Below are 21,395 nucleotides of genomic sequence, written 5' to 3'. Positions count from 1 at the left end.
CCGAGCGAATGAGAAGCGGTGTCGACGGTATCGGCTTTCGCGTTTGGGATCATGGCGACGATCAGGACGCCGGGTCTGATTGCAGCGGATTGACCAATGCGAGCACGGCGTCTCCCGGTTTGGGCTCGGCGGCTTCATCGGCGGTGACCAGCGTCAGCGACATTCTCTCGTTGTTCTGCGGCGTCTTGTCGGTGATGATTGCCAGGACGTGTTGCTCAGCATACAGGTTCTGAAAGTCCTGGAAGGTGAATTCGTCGCTGATTGCCGTGGTCTTGAATTCGAATCCTTGCGCGACCAGTTGGCTGATTTTGGAGTGGGTGAGGGTGGCGTCGAAGAGTTCGCGTCCCATCAGGTGCCGCGTCATGCCGCGTCGGTTGTCTGATTTGAATGTCAGCTGGTACGTCTTGGCCCGTCCGAAAATCGATCGGCACTCGCGGACGGCCAGGCTGTTGACTTCGTCGTTGGGCGTCATGGCCATCATGTGTCCGATCCCGGAAAGCGAAAGCTCGTCACGGGCGTGTTCGTTCATGATGTTGGCACAGATCGCTTCCAGCCCCTCCAGCTTGGCCTTGGTGACTTTGCGATAGTTGGTATCGATCATGACGACGGGACAACCCGCTTTTTTCAATTCCAATGCAAACCGAATCACCCAGTCATCGGCGCCCGCAATCAGCACGCCGTTCCGGTTGGGGTCGGACAGCCCGAGCGCCTGGGCGATGGGTGACGCCAACAGGCCATAGAAGGCCACGGTGCTGATGATGACCAGGAACGTGATGGTCGCCAGTTGATCGGCGCCGGACAAACTGATTTCGGCCGTTTGCTCGATCCGCAGTGCAAAGATGCTGCTGACCGCGGCGGCAACGATCCCCCGCGGGGCGAGCATCGCGATAAACGTCTGCTCGCGAAAATTGAGACCACTGCCGAGCAAGGACACAAAGACACTCAGCGGACGGACCAGAACGATCAGCAGGGCGACGAAAAGCAAGCCCGCCCAGCCGACCTGTCCGACCGCGCTGATGTCGACCCGCGAACCGAGCACGATGAACAAACAACCGATCAGCAACGTCCGCAGGTTCTCTTGGAATTCGATGATGTGTTCGATGTCAAACTCATGCTGATTGGTCAACCAGATTCCCAGCACGGTGACGGTGATCAGTCCGGACTCATGAGCGAAGTGGTCGCTGACGGCGAACAGCAACAGGGCGGTCGTCAGCGACACGACGCCGTGAAGGTGATCGGGAATCAGGTAGCGGCGAATGCCATGGGTGAGCACCCAGCCGCCCAGTGCGCCCAACACGGCTCCGACCAGGACGGTCCATCCCAACAGCATCACGCCGTGCCCCAAGTCGGCTTTGCCCGGGTGAAGCAGTAAGATTTCGAACACCAGAACGGCCAACACGGCTCCGATCGGGTCGATCACGATGCCTTCCCATTTCAGCGTGTTGGCGACACGACGGCTCGGTTTGACTTGGTGCAGCAGTGGTCCGATCACCGTCGGGCCGGTGACGACCAGGATCGCACCGAGAAGGGCGCTCAGCCGCCAGGTGAAGTCGAAACAGAAATGGGCTGCGATCGTGGCGGCGATCGCGGTCACCGCGGCACCGAGCGTGCAAAGGCGAAATGCGGGTGACCCCGCCTCGCGGAGTTCGCTGAGTTTGAGCGACAAACCGCCTTCGAGCATGATCACGGCGACGGCCAGCGAGACCAGCGGAAAGAGGATTCGCGGTCCGGTAATGGTTGGATCACCGTCGACCAAATCGGCCAACAAATCATCCGGGCGGGACAACCCGCCGACGGCGACCCCGATCAACAACAGCAGCAGGATGCCGGGCAGGTTGGTGCGCCAGGCGAGCCACTGGGCGGCGACCGCCAGGGCAGGAATCAACGCGAGGTAGAACAGGAAATCCATCGGCCATCATTCCATCAGCAGTCAGTGGGGTCGTGTGTGGGGCGCCGGATCAATGGCTCGGTTGGATCATTCAGATCGCTTCCCGCATCGTTTCGACGACGGCATCGTCGTGGTGGTCGTGAACCTGGTTGGCGACCGGCAATTCCGGCAATTCTTTCACCGTCGGGCAGCGGCGTCGACGGGTCTTCTTGGGCACCAGATGACGAAGGGTTTCAAGTTTACCGAAACAGAGCAGACGATCGCCGGCTTGCAGTTCACGATCGCCGCGGGGGTTGGGGATCACCGCGGCATCGCGATACAGCGTCAGCACGTTGACATGATTGTCCATCAACCCGCTGCTGGCGATCGTCGAACCGATCATGTCAGCCCCCTCGGGGATACTGATTTCGGTCACGCCGTACCCGCGGCTGACCGTCAACCGTTGCCGCAGATCGATTTCGGGGAAATCGACGTGCGACGCGATGTGGTCGACGATCGCGCCGGCGATGTCCAATTGGGTGCAGCGTTCGATGCCCTCGAGTCCCGGCGAAGAATTGATTTCCATGATCTGGGGACCGTCGCGGCCTTCCAACATGTCGACTCCGGCGACGCGCAGCCCCATGATTTGGGTGGCCCGCAACGCCGTGTTGCGATACTCCTCGTCCAATTCAATCGCTTCGGTCATGCCGCCGCGATGAACGTTGCTGCGAAATTCGTGTCCCTGGGCGACCCGCCGCATCGCCGCAATCACTTGATCGCCGACGACAAACGCCCGAATGTCGCGGCCCTTGCTTTCGGCGACAAACTTTTGAATCAGCACGTTTTGGTTTTGGCTCTGCAATAGCTCGACGATGGTTTCGGCCGATTGAATCGTCTCGGCCAGCAACACGCCGATCCCTTGCGTTCCCTCGAGCAACTTGATGATCACCGGCGCGCCCCCGACCCGCTCGATGGCCGGGAATACGTCGCGTTTGTCGCGCACAAAGGTGGTGCGGGGAATTCCAATTTGGTGCCGGCTGAGGATCTGCAGACTGCGGAGCTTGTCGCGCGAATTGGCGATGCCGGAGGAACTGTTGGCCGAAAACACGTTCATCTGTTCGAACTGTCGAACGACCGCGGTCCCGTAGTAGGTGATCGACGCTCCGATTCGGGGCAGGATTGCATCATAATCGCTGAGGTGTTTGCGGCGAAAATACAGATCTGGTGCGCCGCGTTCCAAGTCGATCGCGAATTTCAATGTATCGAGCACCTTGACCTGGTGGCCACGTTGATCCGCCGCCTCGCGTAACCGACGCGTGCTGTAAGCTCGCGGACTGCAGGAAAGGATTCCGAGTTTCATGAAACCAGTGCGGGTGGAGTGAGTGTTTGAGGGGCCGACGACAGGTCTAGCCGGGCGGCATGAAAATCGGAGAGCTTGCCGAGTGACGGGACGCTGTATTGAAAGAGGCTGTGTTAAAAGAGGCTGAGTGAAAGTACCAGGCGGTCAATCAGGGTTGGCGTTTTCGCTTTTTCGGGATGCCTCCGCGGTAGGACTTTCCCGGGTCGATCAAAAAGCGTCGACGAAAGGCTTCGCGGCCGAGCAGCATGCGAAACCCCATCTGGTTACGATCGGCCAACGTCAACTCGATGTCGAATTGTTGGCCCATCAACCGCACCGTCGTTTTCACCACCGGGCGGACTTCGGATTGGCCGCTCGAACTGCGGATCGCACGCATGTCGATCACCGGGGCGGTCGATTCGATCTCCCAGGTTTCGTTTCGCTGCACCGGGTTCACTTTGAATCGCGCCCATTGCTCGTCGTCTTTTTCAAACACTTCGATGTCGAACGCGTGCAGCGACGAGGAGCGTGCCCCGGTATCGATTTTGGCTTTGATAAACTTGATGCCCAAATCGGGCAGAGCAATCCATTCACGCCAACCAATGATCGGCAGGCTGGTTTTGTCGGTCATCAACGTTGCATCGAGAGGAATGGGTGTGGGCATCGGCGCTGTGCTGGGGTTGGCGCAGCGTTTGACACTGTGCAGGTGGTCGCAGGGGAACGGAGCATTGACACATTCGCACATTTCATCGGGATCGTCCGTTCAGTGCAAGAGAAGCTGGGGGGATTCCCGCTGTGTCGGCGCCCGCATTGATTCACCCGGCCGGCCGCGTCGGAGCCTGTTTTGGGGATTTCCGCAGTTGATCTCAAGAATGGAATGAATGTTGCGTGGCGATTGCCGATAAGCCATTATCGGATTCTACTCTCAATCGGAAGCGAGATCACAAATGAGCACGATCATCCCACAAGCGGCGTCTAACGGCCAGCCATCTCCCCAGATCGTCATCTCGACGGTTCACGGGTTGCTGTTTACGGTCCCCGTTGAGCTGTTAAATAGTCTAAATAATGGGCGAGTTTCGAACGAATTGCCGAGTTCCGCAGCAGCGTCGAGCGGCCGCAGCGTGCGTGAAACTCGATAGTCGTTTGACGGCACCGAGAATCGGCAAGCTCGTCAGAATCAGAGGCATCGCGGAAAGCCATCACCGTTGGGGATGGCTGCCCGGTGGCGGATTCTTCGGCTGGAGTCGACCGACGGTTGATCGAAGCCCGGGGCCGTCAGCAATCTGCCAACGTGATTGAAAAACGGCGCGGTTGAGTCATCAACGCAGTTGCATGCCGAAATCGAGTTCGCCATCGAGTCGGCCCGGTGTGGGCCGCGGACCGTCTGCAGGGCGTTGCGGGGGCGGTGCAGGATTTTGCGGCGTCAGCTCTGGTGTGTACGTGTCGGGTGCGTTGGAGTCTGTCGCGTTGGAGCCATTGGAGTCAGCATCGGGCGGATCCACAGGAACGATCGTTTCAAACATCGACGTGATGAAATTGGGCAAGTCGATCGGGGCGACACGGGGGTCACAACAGGCCACTTGTCGCTTGCAACAGCGATCGCAGGTCCTACTGCCCAGGAGTGGTCCGGTGAGTTCCTCGCACAGGGATTGCCGGGACACGAAGATCCGATCGCCGGGCTTCAAATGGTAGTTCGTGGTCGAATCGCCCAGCTGTGTGATCGAACGATAACAGACCGGGAGCGTGACCCGGCAGGCGGATGGTTCGGTCGGCCGCGCCAGCAGCAAATCGCAGGCGGACGCGCGTGCGGTCAATCCACCGGCTTCCATGATGGCATCCAAAACGGTTTCGTGGCCGGTCAATGAGTACGCCCCTGGAGAATTGACCTCCCCGATCACGTAGTAGCGGTGGATGGGCGCGATCAATCGAACGTTGACGGCTGTGGATTCCCCGCTGAGGTCAAATATGGCACGTTGGATCAAGGCTTCGGCTTGCTCGAGCGTCTTGCTTGCCACCACGACGCGGCCGTATGCCCCCAAGTCGACGCTGCCGTCGGCGAGGATCCGTTGGTCGGCAGGCAGTCGGACTGTCGAATCCCCGTCCGTCGTCTCGATCAATAATTCATCGCCGGGCTGCAGATAGTGGGCGACCTGGACTTCCTTGGAGAGCTCACGCGGGACATCCAGATTGCTGGGGGTCTGGGCCAAAACGGCCTGGGTATCATCGGTCATGACGTGCGCGACCGGATAGGGCGCGAACCCCAACGCGCTGCAGCCGGCCAGCAGCGGGAGCAGAATCAGATGAATCCCAACAAGCGATTTGTGGTGTGGCGTAGTCATACCGTCATGATCGGCATGATCGGCCCCACTTTGATTGAAGATGTGTGCCGACCGATTCGCTTTACCCAATCGTTACGGTTTCCACGGCTTCGTTTGCCACCGTTGCTCAACGGTAGCGAAGCACGAGTGCTCTGACTGCACCTTGGTTTTCGGGTCGGCGGTCGTGGACGAGGCGACGAGTCCTTGCCGATATGCCGATTACGGAGGACTCGTCGCCTCGTCCACTACCCGAAAATTGAGCTGGACGGACCACTAGTCAGTCAAGAGTGCGTCGGCGGCAATGATGCTGAAGGCTTGCTGGCGGGCAAACCTTTGGACGTTTGCGCGGAGTGTTTCCCCCGACATCAGCCGAATGATGGGATCTCGGGTCGGGCCGGAGATTTCGAGGACAAACGTTCGATCGCTCAAGAGTCGATTCACCGATCGGAGTGGCAGAAAGTCGGTAAAGGTGGGGGTGTTGATTCGCGACAACAGTAGGTTTTGTGCTTGAAAGTTGCCGGTCGAAATGATCGTGTTGACGTGAAGTCGACGATCGAGCAAGCCGGCACTTCCCTGGGCGGCCACATGGACGCGATCGGATGTCATCAGAACGGATTCCAGCAGGATGATCCCTTTTCGGATGCGGCCCACGGCCTCGCCTTGCTCGAACCGAGTCCCGATCAACGACGTGGCTCCCAGCAGGGACCCCGCCGACGCCAATCCAGGCACGGCGGTGGCATCGGTCCCACCGAGTTGCAAACGAAACTGACCATTCAAATCCCGAGCGTCTCGAATGTAGTTGCCGTCCAAGTGCAACGTGCCGGTGACGTCACCCCGGCCGATCGTTCGTGTTCCGACGTAGGTACGCAGCAACGATTCAAAGTCGACATGGTTGATCCGCCAGTCGCTGTCCAGGTGGGTGCCCTTCTGCCCCGCTCCGGCCGAACGGAGCGACAAACCTCCGGTGAGCCGTCCCCTGGCCAAGGTGGATTGCACGAGCGGAAATTTTGCTTGCCAGTTTCCCAGGCCCGTGTCAAACGTCACCACCATCGGGCTATGCGCGTCGCCGACCGGAATACCGAATGTCAATCCTTTTTCGACCTGCACCGAACCGGACAGACGCACCGAGTCAATGAAATTGTCGCCGTTGCCCGTCACCGTTGCGCGTCCGGACACGATTCCACCGACCCATTGGTCGCCCTGGGGGTGAATGGGCAACAAAATTCTGTTGCCCCTTGCCCGAGTCAGTCTCGCAGTGATCAACTTCACGCCCGGACCGATCGCCCATTCGCCTTTCGCATCCAACTGGCCACCTCCGTAGGTGCCGCGGGCCGACCGAATGACGATGGAATCGTTGGTGACTGTGAGATTAAGTCGCAGCGAGCGGGCGATCAGGACGCCGTCGGCGGTCACGCCATCCAAGTGGATCAGGAGATTCGCCGCGGGGTCACCGACAAGAGACGTCGGCGTCACCGTCGCATCGACACGTCCGTCAAATCGAGGACGCTGCAACGTGGTCAGTAACAGAAGGTTTCGCAGCGAGAGTTTTTCGACTTTGAAATCAGTGAACCGCAATTTTGACGGGATTTGGTTCCAACGGGTTGTGGCGTCCAAGGGTGCATCACTGCGAACATTAATCGTTCCGCCCAACAGCGTCCCTTCGACGTTTAAATCGAGCGTATCGCGTTGGACCGACAGACGCACGTCCGCGGAGCCGAGTGTTTCTTCGCCAAGCTTCAATGCGGCGATGTTGATCGCCATCGTTCCCTGGTGTTCACTCGGTTGCAGAACCTTTGCGGCCGGGACACTCCACTGCACTTGTCCTGAGGTCTCCAGGGAGAGTTTGGGACGCCGTGCCAGTGCCTTGATCGGAATCGCGATTTCGGGATTGATGTTTTCCCAGCGTAGGTCCAAGGAGTGATCGAGTTGATCGTTTCGGGCAATTTGTCCCTCCCCGGAGATCGTGCCTCCGAACAGACTTCCGTTGAGCCGACTGAAGCGGGCAAACTCGGGCGTGGTTTCGAAGTCCGCATCAAGCGACCGGATGATCAAATTGGGGCGAAGGCTTGGATCATCGGTTGCAGAGTCGGGCAGGGTTCGGGGAGCGAGGTTGATGTGATTGCGTGTGAGACGGATGTCATGTTCCAAGATGCCGAGTTGCACGCCGCCGAGTGATACCGAGGGCGACGCGAGGGCCAATTCAACATCCAGCTCATCGATCGTTGTGGCCGGGCCGATCGTGCCGACCAGACGGCCTCGGGCATCGAGTTTGCCCTGCACGATCGATTCCGCATCCGAGATGAACAGTCCAAACAAGTCTTCCATGGGAAGGTCGTTGGCGGTCAGATTCGATTCGAAATGCGTGGAACGCTCGAACCGCAGCTTGGCGTCGGCATCGAGGAACAGTTCGGGGCGATCGCTCGATTCGATCCGCAGGCTGGGCAGATCCAGCTGTCCGTTCTGCCAACTGAATTGCTTGGCTGACAAGCTAAATCGGATCGAGGAATCACGTCGCAGGTTCTCAGCAGACAGGTCGCCACTGACGCTCAACGTTTCCGGTTGATTGAGCTGGTCGACTTGTCCCCGCACCGAAACGTTTGCGGTGACCGAGCCTTGGGGGACCCCGTCGGTCTCGGCGAACCCCAACCGCGAGATCAACGTCGCGATCGGGCCGATGCGGAGGTTGGTGGTTTTGACATCGGCGCTAAAGCTGCCCCGCGGCAACAGTTCAGCCGAAGCGGAGCCGGCAATCGAACCGGCGGTGGGCAGCGCATTTCCGCTGGCATCGAGTTGCTCGACGGCACGTAGCGTGTCCAGATCCAAACGGCCGTCGGCATACGTCACCTCGGCGCGAAACACTTCGAAACGGATCTGGTCGGCGACCAGATCGCGGATCGAAAGCGATCCTTCCAAACGATAGGCCTTGCCGGTGCGGAGTGCATTGAGCGGAACGCCGACTTCGAACTCCACCGTCGCCAGACCGTCGACTTTGATCGGCAGCCCCAGGCCGATCGTGCGCAGCTTGTTGGCCAAGTCACCGACGGCGATGTCCTTGAGCGACCAGTTGGTGGTCCAATAACGATAGGGGCTTTCAACCGGTTGGGCCGCAGCGGGTTGGACGGCCGCCGGTTTGGCAGGCGCGGGCTGAACGGGAGCAGGTTGAATGGGAGCCGGCTGGGCTGGTGCCGGAGCGGTTTGCTGGGGCTGCAGCGTCTGCTGGGCCTGAAGAGGCGACGCGGTGGTCGCACCGATCAGCAACGCGCCGACCAGAAGCGCAGCGAACAGAAGTGGAGGCATGAGGGTTGCGTTGCGGATCATCATTTCGGGATACTCAATCGCCATCCTGTTGGCTAGGCCAATCCAATCGGACACTTGTGCGTGGACGCACACCCGAGACGCATTGTCGCAGCGCCACCGCTACTATTGCAGGGTGACAACCGTTCGACATCGCAACCTCGGGGCATTTCGAAATTGCGAAAGCCCAACGGGAAAGCCCAGCGAATCGACGGGGCGGCCCCCATCGACTCGGCGCCGACCGTTGCTGACGGCACGGAGATTGCTCGCATGAAATCATGGGAAAACGGTTCGTCGGCGCTGGCATTCGAACCCTGTGTAAAACTTGAGCCAAAGGGATTTGACGATGACACGATTGACCATTGTACTCCTGTTCGCATTGATACCGTCGTTCAGTTGGGGGGCCGGACCCCAGGATCCAGCGAAGACGCCGGGGGACGGAGCGGCAGTTGAGCAGGGCGATGCCGAGACAGAGACCGAGTCGACGACGATGAGTGTCTGGATGGAGAAGAAGCTGAAGCATTCCCAGGCGATCCTGCGAGGGTTGGCGATGGGAGACTTTGAGGATGTGAAATACAACGCCGGTCGCTTGAAATTGCTCAATCGTGTCGAGGGATTTGTCCGTCGTCGGCATCCCAGTTACCGCGTGCATGTCAATACGTTCAGCCGGGTCAGTGCGGAAATTGAGCGTCAGGCCGAAAGGAAAAACATCGAAGGGGCGACGCTGGCGTTCAACCAATTGACCGTCAGCTGTGTCGAATGCCACCAGTCGCTGCGAAACGGTGACTCGGAGGACACCGAAACGCCCAACATCGGCGATTTGGACGAGTAGAATTTGGAAAACGGCGATTTGGACGCGGATCGATTGAAAGGGGCGTTGCCGAGTGTGACGCATTCGCACACTCGATCTGGCGACGTAAATTCACCCGCACTTGGACGCCACATCGCGGAGTTCGGCACCGATTTTGCAGCCCTCCTGACGTGCTTTCTCGGGTTTCATTCCGAGCGTGCGAGCACCCAACAACGTGGGAGATTCCAATGGGCACCAAGAGGACGTCAGAACTCTGCCAGCTCTTCGAGGACTGGAAGGCGGAAGACCGCAAGCTGGCCGAGTGTGTGGATGAAATCCGCGATTGGATGTCGGAAGTCAATCAACTGGGGGTTCCCCATTTCGGTGAGACCGCGTCGCGGTTGCAGCCCTTGCGTGAGTGTTTGTTGCAGCATTTTGACCGCGAAGACGAAATGTTGGCGAAGTTGGAAGAGCTGTATCCGGCCGCATCCCCCGAAGTCAGCGCGTTCAAACGACAGACGGCTGCGGATCATCGGCTGTTACTGGGCCGGTTGGACGAATTGCATGTCCGACTCAAGCAATTGGACCCTCCGTTCAAGACATGGACCGACGCGATGGATGAAGTCGATGTCTTTTTCGAAACGATGGACCAGCACGAACGCAGCGAAGCCGATCGTGTCAGCATGTTGATCCCCGGGGGAGCGTGACGCAGGGGATGGTATGATCGGCAGACGCAACGGTCTCGTTTTCGAAGACCGATTCGAGTCTTGGCAAGATGAGGACGGATTGCCCATCGGTCCGAAGCTTGCCGCGTGATTTTCTGCCACGTGTCATTATTAAACGTCAATTCGAGTGTTGGGAGAGCCAGACGATGATTTCAAAATCCACACACGAGTTGCGCGTGGCCGACGTGATGTCGGGCAGCGTGAAGTCGGTGGCGTCAGAGACCCCGATCGGCAAAGTGCTGGAGATCATGGAAGACAATCATGTTCACGCCTTGCCGATCGTCGACCAGGACCAGTGTGTGGGAATTGTCACGGCGACCGACTTGGTGCGGCTGATTCGCGAGACCAACGCGGCGCTGCGGAGTGGCTATCCGCACTATGAAGATTGTTTGTGGGCGGTGGATCTGGCGCATCGGAAGCTGGATCAGCAACCGATTCGGGAGATCATGAGCGTGTCAGTGGAGAAGGTTGCGCCGGACACGCCGCTGTGCGACGCGGCCAAGCGATTATCGAGCTGTTCGCGTCATCATCTGGTCGTGGAAGAGGACGGTAAACTGGTCGGGTTCCTTTCGTCCTGGGATGTCGCCGCGGCGTTCTGTTAACCAGCGTGGGGTGAGCATCCTGCTTGCCGTGAAGCGTCGTTTCTCTGGGTTTAGGCCTTATATCGCTGAGTCAAGACAAACGAAGAGGCCCAGACGCTGGCGCGAACCGGCTGATATCAAACGGCCGATCACCGTTCGACTCCCTAATGGTCTATCGCAGCTCAATTTTCGGGTAGTGGACGAGGCGACGAGTCCTCTGCCAATATGCCGACTACGGAGGACTCGTCGCCTCGTTTACGACCGCCTACCCGAAAACCAAGGTGCGGCGGAGGGCGGATCGGGATCAGTGATTTCGCAGATCGAATCCGGCGAGTTTGATTTTGTTTTCGCGCATGTAGCTGTGGCAATCGACGCAGCGGACCGTCAGGGAGACATAGGCCAGTGCGGCGCGATGGATGTCTTTGGCGTCGGCTGCTTTTTCGATCGCCGTGCAGGCTCGGCGAAAGTCGTCACTCTGCTTGCGGTATTCTTCGGTTTGAACCACGTTCCATCCGGCCTCCATGCTCAACAGACGAAGGGAGCGGGCGTTGCTGGCGATTTTGTCGAATTGTTCCAGCGTCAGCCCTTCCAGGATGTTTTTGGCGCGATCGAGTTTACGCCGCATCAGCGGGGCGACGTTGTCCGGGCCCAAGCGGTCGCCTCCGGCGGGATCTTGGGCGACGGCGGTAGGGGAGTGAAACGACGGCATCGCAACGGCGGCGATGAGAGCGAACATGAGGAAGGTGGCGCGGCGCATCGGTGTATCCATCAGTCGGGAGTGAATCGAGGTCGGTCAATTTCAGTCTTCATCGCGAACGGGCAGGGTCGATTCGATCTCGTCCAGCACCCGTTGTTCGGCGGGGCAGATCTTCTCGACGCCCAGGACGCCACCGGAGGCCATGGCGACTTCCTTGGCTTGCTCGAGCAACCGGGCGCGAAGTTTGTTCGCGGTTTCGGCCGGCAAGTCTTGATGCACCGCTGCGGCGTATTCCTTCCACAGATGCCACATTTCGCGCGGTGGCCGTCGTTGCAGCCACTGTTCGAGCAGTCGGAAGGCGAGCGGATTGGAGCTGACGCCGCGTCGCAACGCGGCGCTCATCACGCCTTTGCGTTCTTCCGGCGTGACCGATCCGCTCGCCCAGGCGACGAACACGATCGGTGTCAGCGTCATCGCGGCGATGTTGGAGGCGTCGAAGCCGGCTTCGATCAGGTGGTTGGCCACTTGTTCGTCACGCACCCCGGTGGCCTTGGTTAGTTCCGCCAAACGTTCGGCGCGTTCGCTCTTTTCACGCAGTTTCTTTAGAAGTTCTTGGTCGACGCGCTGAAAGTATTGGTCTTCCAGAGCCTGTCCACGTCGGTGAAGATTGTCCCGTTCGATCATTTTCCTTTCCCTTCGGTTGCGGGGCTTACAAGTTCGGCCTCGATCTCGAATCAGCTGTAATGCAAACGCGGTGCCGATCGCGGTGTGATCGGGCGCCGATTTGGGAAGGACGTGGTGGGAAAGACCCGAATTGCATGGCCGGCGTGGCGACCGGGGCAATCGACCGTCCGGGGGCGGAGGGAATGGCGGGCTTCGCCTGTGCGATCGGGCGCGCTCGATCACCCAGCTGTGCGACTGGGCACGAAAAACGGATTTTTGGATGCGGCAAACCGTCACGCCTGGTGTGCGTTTCGCGGCGTTTCGCCGCTGTAGGGTCCAGATTTGGATTTAACACTCCGCCTTCGGCACCAAATTTGTTAAACAGCGGGCTTGTCGCGGTCATAGCCGTTTTGATCGCCCGGAACTTACAGACCAAGAATGAACGCCGCTGATGGACACGCATGTCGCGAATCAATCGGAGCAACCCGATGCAACAGATGGGACCACGACACAACGCACGACAGTACTGGAGTCATTTAGCTATGACGACGGAATTGTGCGGCTGTTTGCGACGGCCACCATCGTTTGGGCGCTGGTCGCCACGTTGGTCGGCTTGGTCGTCGCCTTATTGTTGGTGATGCCGACGTTGACCGGCGGGCTTCCCTGGTTTTCCTTTGGGCGATTGCGGCCATTGCACACCAACGCGGCGATCTTCGCATTTGCCGGGAACGCGATCTTCGCGGCCGTCTATTACAGCACCCAGCGGTTGTGCAAGGCTCGGATGTGGAGCGACACGCTGAGCCGACTGCACTTTTGGGGTTGGCAATTGATCATCGTGGCGGCCGCGGTGACGCTGCCGTTGGGGATCACGCAGTCCAAGGAATACGCCGAATTGGAGTGGCCGATCGACATCCTGATCGCCGTGGTTTGGCTGTTGATCTTTGGCGGCAACTTCATGATGACGCTGATCAACCGCCGCGAGCGTCACATGTATGTCGCGTTGTGGTTTTACATTGCGACGATCGTCACCGTCGCGGTGTTGCACGTGTTCAACAACTTGGTGGTGCCGGCCGGGCTGTTCAAGGGCTACAGCGTTTACGCCGGTGTTCAGGACGCGTTCATGCAGTGGTGGTATGGCCACAATGCGGTGGCGTTCTTTCTGACGACGCCGTTTTTGGGACTGATGTATTACTTTCTGCCCAAGGCGGCCGATCGACCGGTTTTCAGTTACCGCTTGAGCATCATTCACTTCTGGTCGCTGGTGTTCATCTACATCTGGGCCGGTCCCCACCACCTGCACTACACGGCATTGCCGGAGTGGGCCAGCACGCTGGGGATGTTGTTCAGTTTGATGCTGTGGATGCCCAGTTGGGGCGGGATGATCAACGGTTTGTTGACGCTTCGCGGGGCCTGGCACAAGGTCGCCGCCGATCCGGTGTTGAAATTCTTTGTCGTCGGCGTGACCTTTTACGGCATGTCGACCTTCGAAGGCCCGATGTTGTCGATCAAGTCGGTCAACTCGCTCAGCCACTACACCGATTGGACGATCGCACACGTTCACTCCGGAGCACTCGGCTGGAACGGCTTCATGGCCTTCGGCATGCTGTACTGGCTGTTGCCGCGGATTTTCCAGACCAAGATCTGGAGTGACAAGCTGGTCAGTCTGCACTTCTGGACCGGCACGCTGGGGATTCTGCTGTACATCGTTCCGATTTATGCCGCCGGGCTGATGCAAGGCCTGATGTGGCGTGCGATGGATGAAACCGGCAACCTGCAGTACCCCGACTTCATCGAAACGGTTCAGTCGATCGTTCCACTGTGGTGGGTGCGGGTGCTCGGCGGAGCGTTGTATGTCGCTGGCGTGGTGATGCTGTGCATCAACGCGTTGTTCACCTGGTTCGGTCGGCCGGACAGCTATGACGTGCCGGTCTACTCGGCACCTCGGTTGACGGACGACTATCAAGACGACCCGAAGCCGAAGGGCGACATGGATGACGTTCCGATGTTGGACTCGGCGAAGGCGTTGAGTGTTTGGGCCAAGATGGGTTGGCACCGCCGTTGGGAGCGGTTGCCGGTCAAGTTCACGATTCTGACGACGTTGGCCGTGGTGATTGCGACCTTGTTCGAATTGGTCCCGACGTTCTTGATTCGATCGAACGTTCCGACGATCGCGACGGTCAAACCGTACACGCCGCTGGAACTGGCCGGGCGTCACATCTTTGTGTCCGAGGGCTGTTACAACTGTCACTCTCAGATGATTCGTCCGATCGTTGCCGAAACCAAACGTTATGGCGAATACAGCAAGCCCGGCGAATTCATCTATGACCGTCCGTTCCAGTGGGGCAGCCGACGAATCGGTCCCGATCTGGCGCGTGAGGGCGGTCGTCAAAGTAGTTTCTGGCACTGGCGGCACTTCGAGAATCCGGAATACGTCTCGCCCGGTTCGGTGATGCCCAGCTACGAGCATCTGTTGACCGACGAAATGAATTACGACGCCATCGCACCGCACGTCAAAGCGGCGTGGCAATTGGGCGCCCCGTATTCGGACGAAGAACTCAGCAACACGGCCGAGATCGCTTACAAGCAGGCCGAGAAGGTCGCCGCGGACATCGTCGCCCAGGGCGGACCGCCGATGACGATGGACAAACAGGCGGTTGCGTTGATCGCTTATCTGCAACGGGTCGGGGTCGATTTGTTCGCGACCCCAGAACCCACCGCGGAGGAAGCTGCCGCTGACGCGGCGGCCGCGGCAGCAGTTGAATCGACGGAAACTGCCGAAGCGGCGACCGAGCCGGCTGCCGAAGCGGCTGCGGCGGAAGCCGAGTCCGACCCAGCCCCCGAGACCGAGTGAACGACCTTTCGTGTGATTGAACCATGATCAAAGACTTAGTTTCCTTCATCGACTATTCCGCCTGTGCCGAGGTTGCGTTGGCACTTTTTGTAGGCACCTTTTTCCTGATCTTTTTCGGTGCGTTTCGGCTCAGCAAGAACGCCACGGAAAAGTTTGCCGCCATTCCATTAAGCGATCGAATCGAGGACCCGCGCAGTGAGTGAAGCACCAAAGACTGACCACGCCTACGACGGCATCGAAGAGTATGACAATCCGTTGCCGGGTTGGTGGAAGTGGTTGTTTATCGCGTCGATCGTTTTCAGCCCGTTCTATTGGGTGTATTACCACAACGGCGCCAAAGGCCGATCGATCGAAGATCAATACGGAGTCGCATTGGCGGAGAACACGCGGTTGCAATTTGCCGAGATCGGTGACTTGAAGTTGGATGGTCCGACGATCGCGAAATTCATGGCCAAAGACAGCTGGGTCAAGGTCGGCGAGTCGGTGTTTCGTGCCAACTGCGTGTCCTGTCACGGCCGCGAGGGTGAAGGCAAAGTCGGCCCGAACTTGACGGACGAGGCGTACAAGAACGTCGCGGTGTTGGCGGACATCGGCAAAGTCATCAACAACGGTGCAGGCAACGGTGCGATGCCGAAGTGGTCCAATCGATTGCACATCAATGAAATCGTGTTGGTGTCGGCGTACGTCGCCACACTGCGGGGGCAAAACGTGGAAGGCGGTCGGCCGGCCGAAGGACGCGAGATCCCGCCATGGCCGGAACCCGCGGTCGACGAAGAACCGGCCGGCGACGAAGAACCGGCCGCTGACGAAGAGGCGAAGTCTTAGGAGGATTTCGAACAGAACAGAAATGACCAAGACCGGACCGGACAACGACGCACTCCTGGAGTCTCCCCAACACGTGCTCAGCACGATGGAGCGAGATGGAAGTCGGCGCTGGCTCCGTCCGCGATTGTCGACCGGGTCGTGGTGGCAGCGTCGCCGCGTGGTTGCGTATTTGTTGATGGTGGTGTTCGTCGTGGTCCCGCACCTGCGAATCGGCGGCAATCCCGTCATCTTGCTGGACATCGCCGCTCGCGAGTTCACGATCCTGGGGCGGACGTTTTTGCCGACCGACACGCTGTTGTTGGCGTTGTTGATGCTGACGGTGTTCGTCTCCATCGTCTTGGTCACGGCGGTCGCCGGCCGCGCCTGGTGTGGCTGGGCCTGTCCCCAGACGGTTTACATGGAGTTCCTGTTCCGCCCGATTGATCGGTTGTTTGAAGGGACCGTCGGCAAGGGCGGCAAGGCGAAACGGTCTGTCGGCGCTGCGTTGCAGATCGCCCGATTCGGCGTGTACGTGTTGTTGTGCGGTTTTCTCGCCCACACGTTCTTGGCCTACTTCGTCCGCACCGATCAGCTCACCGAGTGGGTGACGAGTTCACCGATCCAACACCCGATCGCGTTTGCGGTCATGGCGGCGACGCTGGGCCTGATGCTGTTTGATTTTATGTTCTTCCGCGAACAACTCTGTCTGATCGCATGCCCCTATGGCCGATTCCAGTCGGTCATGTTGGACGAGCAATCGTTGATCGTCGCCTACGATCCCGTCCGCGGCGAGCCCCGCAAACGGGGCAAGCACCTGCCCGGCGACGGCGCGGGGGATTGTGTGGATTGCAATCAGTGCGTCGTGGTCTGTCCGACGGGCATTGATATCCGCGACGGGTTGCAAATGGAGTGCGTCAATTGCACCCAGTGCATCGATGCTTGTGACGACGTGATGGAAAAGGTCGGGTCACCGAAAGGGCTGATCCGCTACGGTTCTCAAGATTCGATCGCGGGCAAGGCGAAGAAGATGTTTCGCGCCCGAACGATCGTCTATCCGGTGATTCTGTTGCTGTTGATGAGTGGGCTGGTGTTCGCGATTTCCACCAAGTCGGGATTCGACGTGCGGATCATTCGTCCCGGCGGCGCCCCGTTTACGGTTTACGCCGACGGCACCGCGTCCAACGAGTTTCGGATTCGCTTGGTCAATCGCACGTCCGAGCCCCAGGATTACTCGTTGATCGCCGACGCGGAACAAAACGTGACGATCGAAGTGTTGGACGAAGCAAAGATGAGCCTGGAGCCTGGCGAATCGGTGTTGGTTCCGGTTCACGTTACCTTTAAGGGTTCGATGACGCGTGGCAGCGGCCGCAAGGTGGTGGCGGCGACGATCTCGGATCAGAGCGACAACGTTCGCGAAGTAGAATTTTCACTGTTGGGACCCCGATAATGGCAACGGCGACGGCAATCGAATCGAACGAATCGGCGGAACGCCGCGCCAAGCGGTTTTGGATCGCCTTGGTGGTGTTTCTGTTTGTCATCCAGAGCACGATCATGGGGTTGGTGATGCATCTGGCCATCGGCGATCCTTCGGCTGCCGTGGTGCCCGATTACCACAACCGCGCGTTGAACTGGGACGCGACGCGGCGAACGTTAGAGGCCGCCGATCGACTGGGTTGGCAGGTCAGCTTTGAAGCCTCCGATGTGGCCGACGGCCGCGGCATGCGGGCACTGGAGTTGAAGCTCGTCGATCGTGACGGGCAGCCGCTGGACGGTTTGGTGGTCAGCGGCCAGTTGTACCACCATGCCAGAGCCGGCGACGTCCGCCCAATCTCGCTTCAGTCCGTCGGCGAGGGGAAGTACTTGGCGTTAGCGCCGGCGGCGGAGGCCGGCATTTGGCAATTGGAAATCAAGATTGATGGCGGTTCGGAACCGGCTGCACAATCCTTGACGTTCCACATCAAAGGCGAGTGATGGACACGATTTTCGTTCTTGTGACGGCGGTGGTGACCGCCAGTGTGTTGGGCAGCATGCACTGCGTCGGCATGTGCGGCCCGCTGGCGATCTGGGCCAGCGGTGGCGGTGACCAGGTCAGTCGCGGCACATTGGTGGCATCGACGACGCTGTACCATCTGGGACGTTTGGCGACGTACACGTTGGCCGGATGCGTTGCCGGATTGATCGGCAGTGTGATCGACATTGGCGGTGCCACGTTGGGCATTCAAGTCGCGGCGGCCAGGGTGGTCGGCGCGATAATGATTTCGATGGGGCTGTGGAAGCTGTGGAGTCTGTGGGCGGGCCGATCCAAGAACACTGCGGTGGCTCCGTCGGCGGTGGGCAAGGTGCTCGTCAAGCTGCGCCCGTACATTTTTCGCTTGCCGGTTGCCGGGCGGGGATTTGCGACGGGGTTGTTAACGACGTTGCTGCCGTGCGGCTGGTTGTATCTGTTTGCGTTGATCGCGGCGGGGACGGGCAGCCCGGTGCGTGGCGCGATCGTGATGGCCGCCTTTTGGCTCGGCAGTGTCCCGGCGCTGGTCGCGTTGGTCGCCGGGTTGCGGGTGTTGTCGCTTCGCTTTGCCCGCCTGATCCCCGCATTGGCCGCGCTGATGCTGATCTTTGCGGGTTGCTTCACGGCATCGGGACGCGGATTCAGCGGGTTGGAATCGTTGCAGGAACTCAAATCGTCCGGGACGACGATTGATCAGGTCGATCAAGCGGGCGAGAAAGTGCTGCCGTGCTGCCAGGTGAAGGACTCACAGCCTGGGCAGGATTGAATGGCACGAGCATTAGCGTTGGTGTATAGGCTTTAGCCGCGTCCGGTCGCTGCGACGCAGCGACCGGGAATCGCCTAAAGGCTAGGCACCAACGATTGCTGAATCCCCTTTCGCAGTCCTACCCCAATACCGAGTTTGGACGAAGCACTAGCCATGTCATCGACTGCAGCAACACCGCAGCCCGCATCCGATTCCCAGCCACAGCGCTGTGAGATTCCCTGTGTGCATTGTGGGTTGCCGACTGTTTGCAGCACCGTCGACGATCCGACTCGGGTGTTCTGTTGCGGCGGTTGTCGACAGGCATACGAGCTGATCCATGGCTGGGGATTGGATGACTACTACGCGATTCGGGATCGAACGGGCGGATCGACCGGCGTGTTTTCCAAGGCTGACGCGTCGCGCTATGATGCATTTGACGACGACCAGTATCTGGGCGCGTCGGCTCCACGTCGAGCGGCCGATGGCAGCATGTCGACTGAGTTGTCGGTCAGCGGGTTGCACTGTGCGGCGTGCGCGTGGCTGATAGAGAACGTGGCCGGGCGGACGCGTGGCTGGACATTGGCGCGGGTCAGGCTGAATCGGCATACGGTTCAAATTATGTTTGAGCCGCAACAAATCAAGCTCAGCGAGATCGCACACCTGATCGGCAAGTTGGGGTACACCCTGTCGCCGCTGACGACCGAGCCGGTGGACCGATTTCGTCAGGAGAACCGTCGGCTGTTGATGCAGATCGCCGTGGCCGGATTCTGTGCGGCCAACGCGATGTGGATCGCGATCGCGTTGTATGCCGGAGACGCATCGGGCGTGGCCGGCGAGCACCGTTTGTTTTTGCGGTTGGCGGCGGCGGCGCTGGGGATCGCCACGGTGGCGTTTCCCGGGCGAACGTTTTTCGTCAGCGCGTTGGCGGCGCTGCGGAATTGGACGCCGCACATGGATCTTCCCGTCGCGCTCGGGCTGGCCGTCGGCACGATCGTCGGGCTGGTCAACGCGGTCAGCGGCAGCGGTCATGTGTATTTTGATTCGCTGGCGATGCTGGTGTTCTTGTTGTTGATCGGCCGCTGGATTCAGTTTCGGCAGCAGCATCGTGCGGCCAGCGCCGTCGATCTGTTGCTTCGCATCACGCCGCAACATGCCCGCCTGGTCGATGAAGATTCGTCCGACGGTCCGGACCGGTGGGTGATGGTCAATTCGCTCAAGGCGGGGCAGGTGATCCGGGTCAACGTTTCGGAAAGTCTTCCGGTGGATGGTCGCATCATCGCCGGCGAATCGATGCTGGACCGATCGTTGTTGACCGGCGAAAGTGTTCCGGTCGAAGCCAAGAATGGTGACGGTGTGACCGCGGGCACCGTCAATCTTTCGCGACCGATCACCGTTCGCGTCGAAGCCATCGGGGCGGACAGTCGCATCGGGCGGGTGATGGAGTCGGTGGAAGCGGCGATGGCCCAGCGGACGCCGATCGTTCAATTGGCCGATCGAATCGGCGGCGTGTTTGTGGTCGTCGTGACGCTACTGGCGGCGGTTGCTTTTGTTGCTTGGATTTCTCACGGGATCGATGTCGCGACGGCCAACGCGACGTCGTTGTTGATTGTGGCCTGCCCGTGTGCGCTGGCGCTAGCGACACCGCTGGCGATCGCGGTGTCCCTTGGTCGGGCGGCAAAACGAAAGATCCTGATTCGCGACGGCGATGTGTTGCAACAGCTCAGCAGTCGCGGGAGGGTCTGGTTCGACAAAACGGGGACCTTGACCGAAGGACGTCCCCGCGCGGAACTGGTTTATGGGGCGACCGACGGTTTGCGGATGGCTGCGGCGATCGAACGCGAGTGCTGTCACCCGATTGCCGATGCGATCTTGCGCGAGTCGGATCGGCTGGATCTGATTCCGGCGACTGGCGTGGAGGAGGTTCAGTTGGGCGCCGGCGGTTTATCAGGCTGCTGTCAGGGACAACGGGTCGCTGTCGGCAATGAGTCGTTTTTGCGCCGGCAGGGCGTGCTGCTTTCGAGCGAAGTCACCGAGCACATCGAGCGCTGTTTGCAGAACCAGACCACGCCGGTGATCGTCGCGGTCGATGGCTGTGCGGTTGCGGTGCTGGCGATTGCCGATCCGGTCAAGCAAGACGCCAAGTCCACGATCGACCGAATTCGGCGGGCCGGCTGGGACGTCGGGATTCTGTCGGGTGACCATTGTGAGCTGGTCGACAAAGTGTCGCGCCGAGTCGGGATCGATCCGCAGAACGCGTTTGGGGGACTATCGCCCGAAGACAAATTGAAACGCGTGACGGAGGCGGGCGCGGGCCCGGTGGTGATGATCGGTGATGGCGCCAACGACGCGGCGGCGTTGGCGGCGGCGGACGTCGGAATCGCGGTCCGCGGCGGGGCCGAAGTGAGTCTGCAGGCCGCACCGGTGTTCGTCGCGTCGGGCACGCTGGAAAGTGTGGCGGACTTGATCGATGCGTCCCGTCGCACCAACCATTTGATTCGGACGACGTTCGCGGTTTCATTGGCCTACAATGTGATCGCCGTCGTGTTGGCCATTTTCGGATTCATCAGTCCGCTGGTCGCGGCGGTGTTGATGCCGATCAGTTCGGTATCCGTGTTGTCACTGACGCTCGCCTGGCCGACGTTTGCTGACGATGCATCGTGAGTGTGTGGTAAGAGCGGTGTGTCGGCGTGGCGCGTGCAGACGTGTTGGTGTGCAG

General features: G+C 59.7%; 17 protein-coding genes. 10 read left to right on the top strand and 7 right to left on the bottom strand.

Annotation, left to right across the window (positions count from 1 at the left end; genetic code table 11):
* Positions 1–61: 61 nt before the first annotated feature.
* From TBK1r_RS12070 to TBK1r_RS12050, 5 genes are all read right to left on the bottom strand, one after another.
* Positions 62–1,909 carry a cation:proton antiporter gene (locus TBK1r_RS12070; RefSeq protein ID WP_145210582.1) on the bottom strand — a complete coding sequence of 616 codons (1,848 nt, stop codon included), beginning with the start codon at positions 1,907–1,909 and terminating at the stop codon, positions 62–64.
* Positions 1,910–1,979: 70 nt separating this feature from the next.
* Positions 1,980–3,227 carry a RimK family alpha-L-glutamate ligase gene (locus TBK1r_RS12065; protein ID WP_145210579.1) on the bottom strand — a complete coding sequence of 416 codons (1,248 nt, stop codon included), beginning with the start codon at positions 3,225–3,227 and terminating at the stop codon, positions 1,980–1,982.
* A gap of 148 nt (positions 3,228–3,375) precedes the next feature.
* Positions 3,376–3,870, bottom strand: a complete 495-nt coding sequence (locus TBK1r_RS12060) for an ATP-dependent zinc protease family protein (RefSeq protein WP_236649452.1) — start codon at positions 3,868–3,870, stop codon at positions 3,376–3,378.
* A gap of 655 nt (positions 3,871–4,525) precedes the next feature.
* Entirely contained in the window at positions 4,526–5,545 is a 1,020-nt protein-coding gene (locus tag TBK1r_RS12055; protein ID WP_145210576.1) for a polysaccharide biosynthesis/export family protein, read from the bottom strand.
* Positions 5,546–5,797: 252 nt separating this feature from the next.
* Positions 5,798–8,845: an AsmA-like C-terminal region-containing protein gene (locus TBK1r_RS12050; RefSeq protein WP_419581267.1), complete on the bottom strand. Its 3,048-nt coding sequence runs from the start codon at positions 8,843–8,845 to the stop codon at positions 5,798–5,800.
* Between the two features lie 319 nt (positions 8,846–9,164).
* Between TBK1r_RS12050 and TBK1r_RS12045 the strand changes: the two genes are divergently transcribed.
* The 3 genes from TBK1r_RS12045 (at position 9,165) to TBK1r_RS12035 (ending at position 10,935) form a co-directional block, all read left to right on the top strand.
* Entirely contained in the window at positions 9,165–9,650 is a 486-nt protein-coding gene (locus tag TBK1r_RS12045) for a hypothetical protein (RefSeq protein ID WP_419581266.1), read from the top strand.
* Between the two features lie 206 nt (positions 9,651–9,856).
* Entirely contained in the window at positions 9,857–10,315 is a 459-nt protein-coding gene (locus tag TBK1r_RS12040; protein WP_145210570.1) for a hemerythrin domain-containing protein, read from the top strand.
* A 164-nt stretch (positions 10,316–10,479) separates the two neighbouring features.
* On the top strand, positions 10,480–10,935 hold the full coding sequence (locus TBK1r_RS12035; protein WP_372897521.1) for a CBS domain-containing protein: 456 nt from the start codon (positions 10,480–10,482) through the stop codon (positions 10,933–10,935).
* Between the two features lie 283 nt (positions 10,936–11,218).
* Here TBK1r_RS12035 and TBK1r_RS12030 read toward each other — a convergent pair whose 3' ends face one another.
* Both TBK1r_RS12030 and TBK1r_RS12025 read right to left on the bottom strand, forming a co-directional pair.
* On the bottom strand, positions 11,219–11,683 hold the full coding sequence (locus TBK1r_RS12030) for a hypothetical protein (RefSeq protein WP_419581265.1): 465 nt from the start codon (positions 11,681–11,683) through the stop codon (positions 11,219–11,221).
* A 30-nt stretch (positions 11,684–11,713) separates the two neighbouring features.
* Entirely contained in the window at positions 11,714–12,295 is a 582-nt protein-coding gene (locus TBK1r_RS12025; protein WP_145210564.1) for a hypothetical protein, read from the bottom strand.
* 430 nt (positions 12,296–12,725) lie between these two features.
* Between TBK1r_RS12025 and ccoN the strand changes: the two genes are divergently transcribed.
* The 7 genes from ccoN to TBK1r_RS11990 all read left to right on the top strand — a co-directional run bounded on the left by ccoN (position 12,726) and on the right by TBK1r_RS11990 (position 21,340).
* On the top strand, positions 12,726–15,125 hold the full coding sequence (gene ccoN, locus TBK1r_RS12020; RefSeq protein WP_145210561.1) for a cytochrome-c oxidase, cbb3-type subunit I: 2,400 nt from the start codon (positions 12,726–12,728) through the stop codon (positions 15,123–15,125).
* Positions 15,126–15,148: 23 nt separating this feature from the next.
* On the top strand, positions 15,149–15,328 hold the full coding sequence (locus TBK1r_RS12015) for a hypothetical protein (protein WP_095739512.1): 180 nt from the start codon (positions 15,149–15,151) through the stop codon (positions 15,326–15,328).
* Positions 15,321–15,950, top strand: coding sequence for a cbb3-type cytochrome c oxidase N-terminal domain-containing protein (locus TBK1r_RS12010; protein ID WP_145210558.1), 630 nt, complete (start codon positions 15,321–15,323; stop codon positions 15,948–15,950). Before TBK1r_RS12015 ends, TBK1r_RS12010 begins: the two co-directional genes overlap by 8 nt.
* 22 nt (positions 15,951–15,972) lie before the next feature.
* The gene (gene ccoG / locus TBK1r_RS12005; RefSeq protein ID WP_145210555.1) at positions 15,973–17,376 is read left to right on the top strand and encodes a cytochrome c oxidase accessory protein CcoG; all 1,404 of its coding nucleotides are present in this window, start codon (positions 15,973–15,975) and stop codon (positions 17,374–17,376) included.
* The gene (locus tag TBK1r_RS12000) at positions 17,376–17,900 is read left to right on the top strand and encodes a FixH family protein (RefSeq protein WP_145210552.1); all 525 of its coding nucleotides are present in this window, start codon (positions 17,376–17,378) and stop codon (positions 17,898–17,900) included. The genes ccoG and TBK1r_RS12000 overlap by 1 nt, the downstream gene beginning before the upstream one ends.
* The gene (locus TBK1r_RS11995; RefSeq protein WP_419581264.1) at positions 17,900–18,700 is read left to right on the top strand and encodes a sulfite exporter TauE/SafE family protein; all 801 of its coding nucleotides are present in this window, start codon (positions 17,900–17,902) and stop codon (positions 18,698–18,700) included. Before TBK1r_RS12000 ends, TBK1r_RS11995 begins: the two co-directional genes overlap by 1 nt.
* Before the next feature lie 153 nt (positions 18,701–18,853).
* Positions 18,854–21,340, top strand: coding sequence for a heavy metal translocating P-type ATPase (locus tag TBK1r_RS11990; RefSeq protein WP_145210549.1), 2,487 nt, complete (start codon positions 18,854–18,856; stop codon positions 21,338–21,340).
* Positions 21,341–21,395: the final 55 nt, after the last annotated feature.

The sequence above is a fragment of the Stieleria magnilauensis genome (assembly GCA_007753675.1).
GTDB classification, from domain to species: Bacteria; Planctomycetota; Planctomycetia; order Pirellulales; family Pirellulaceae; genus Stieleria; species Stieleria magnilauensis.
The sequence above is the reverse complement of the archived record's forward strand: the minus strand, read 5'-3'. Positions and strand labels throughout refer to the sequence as shown.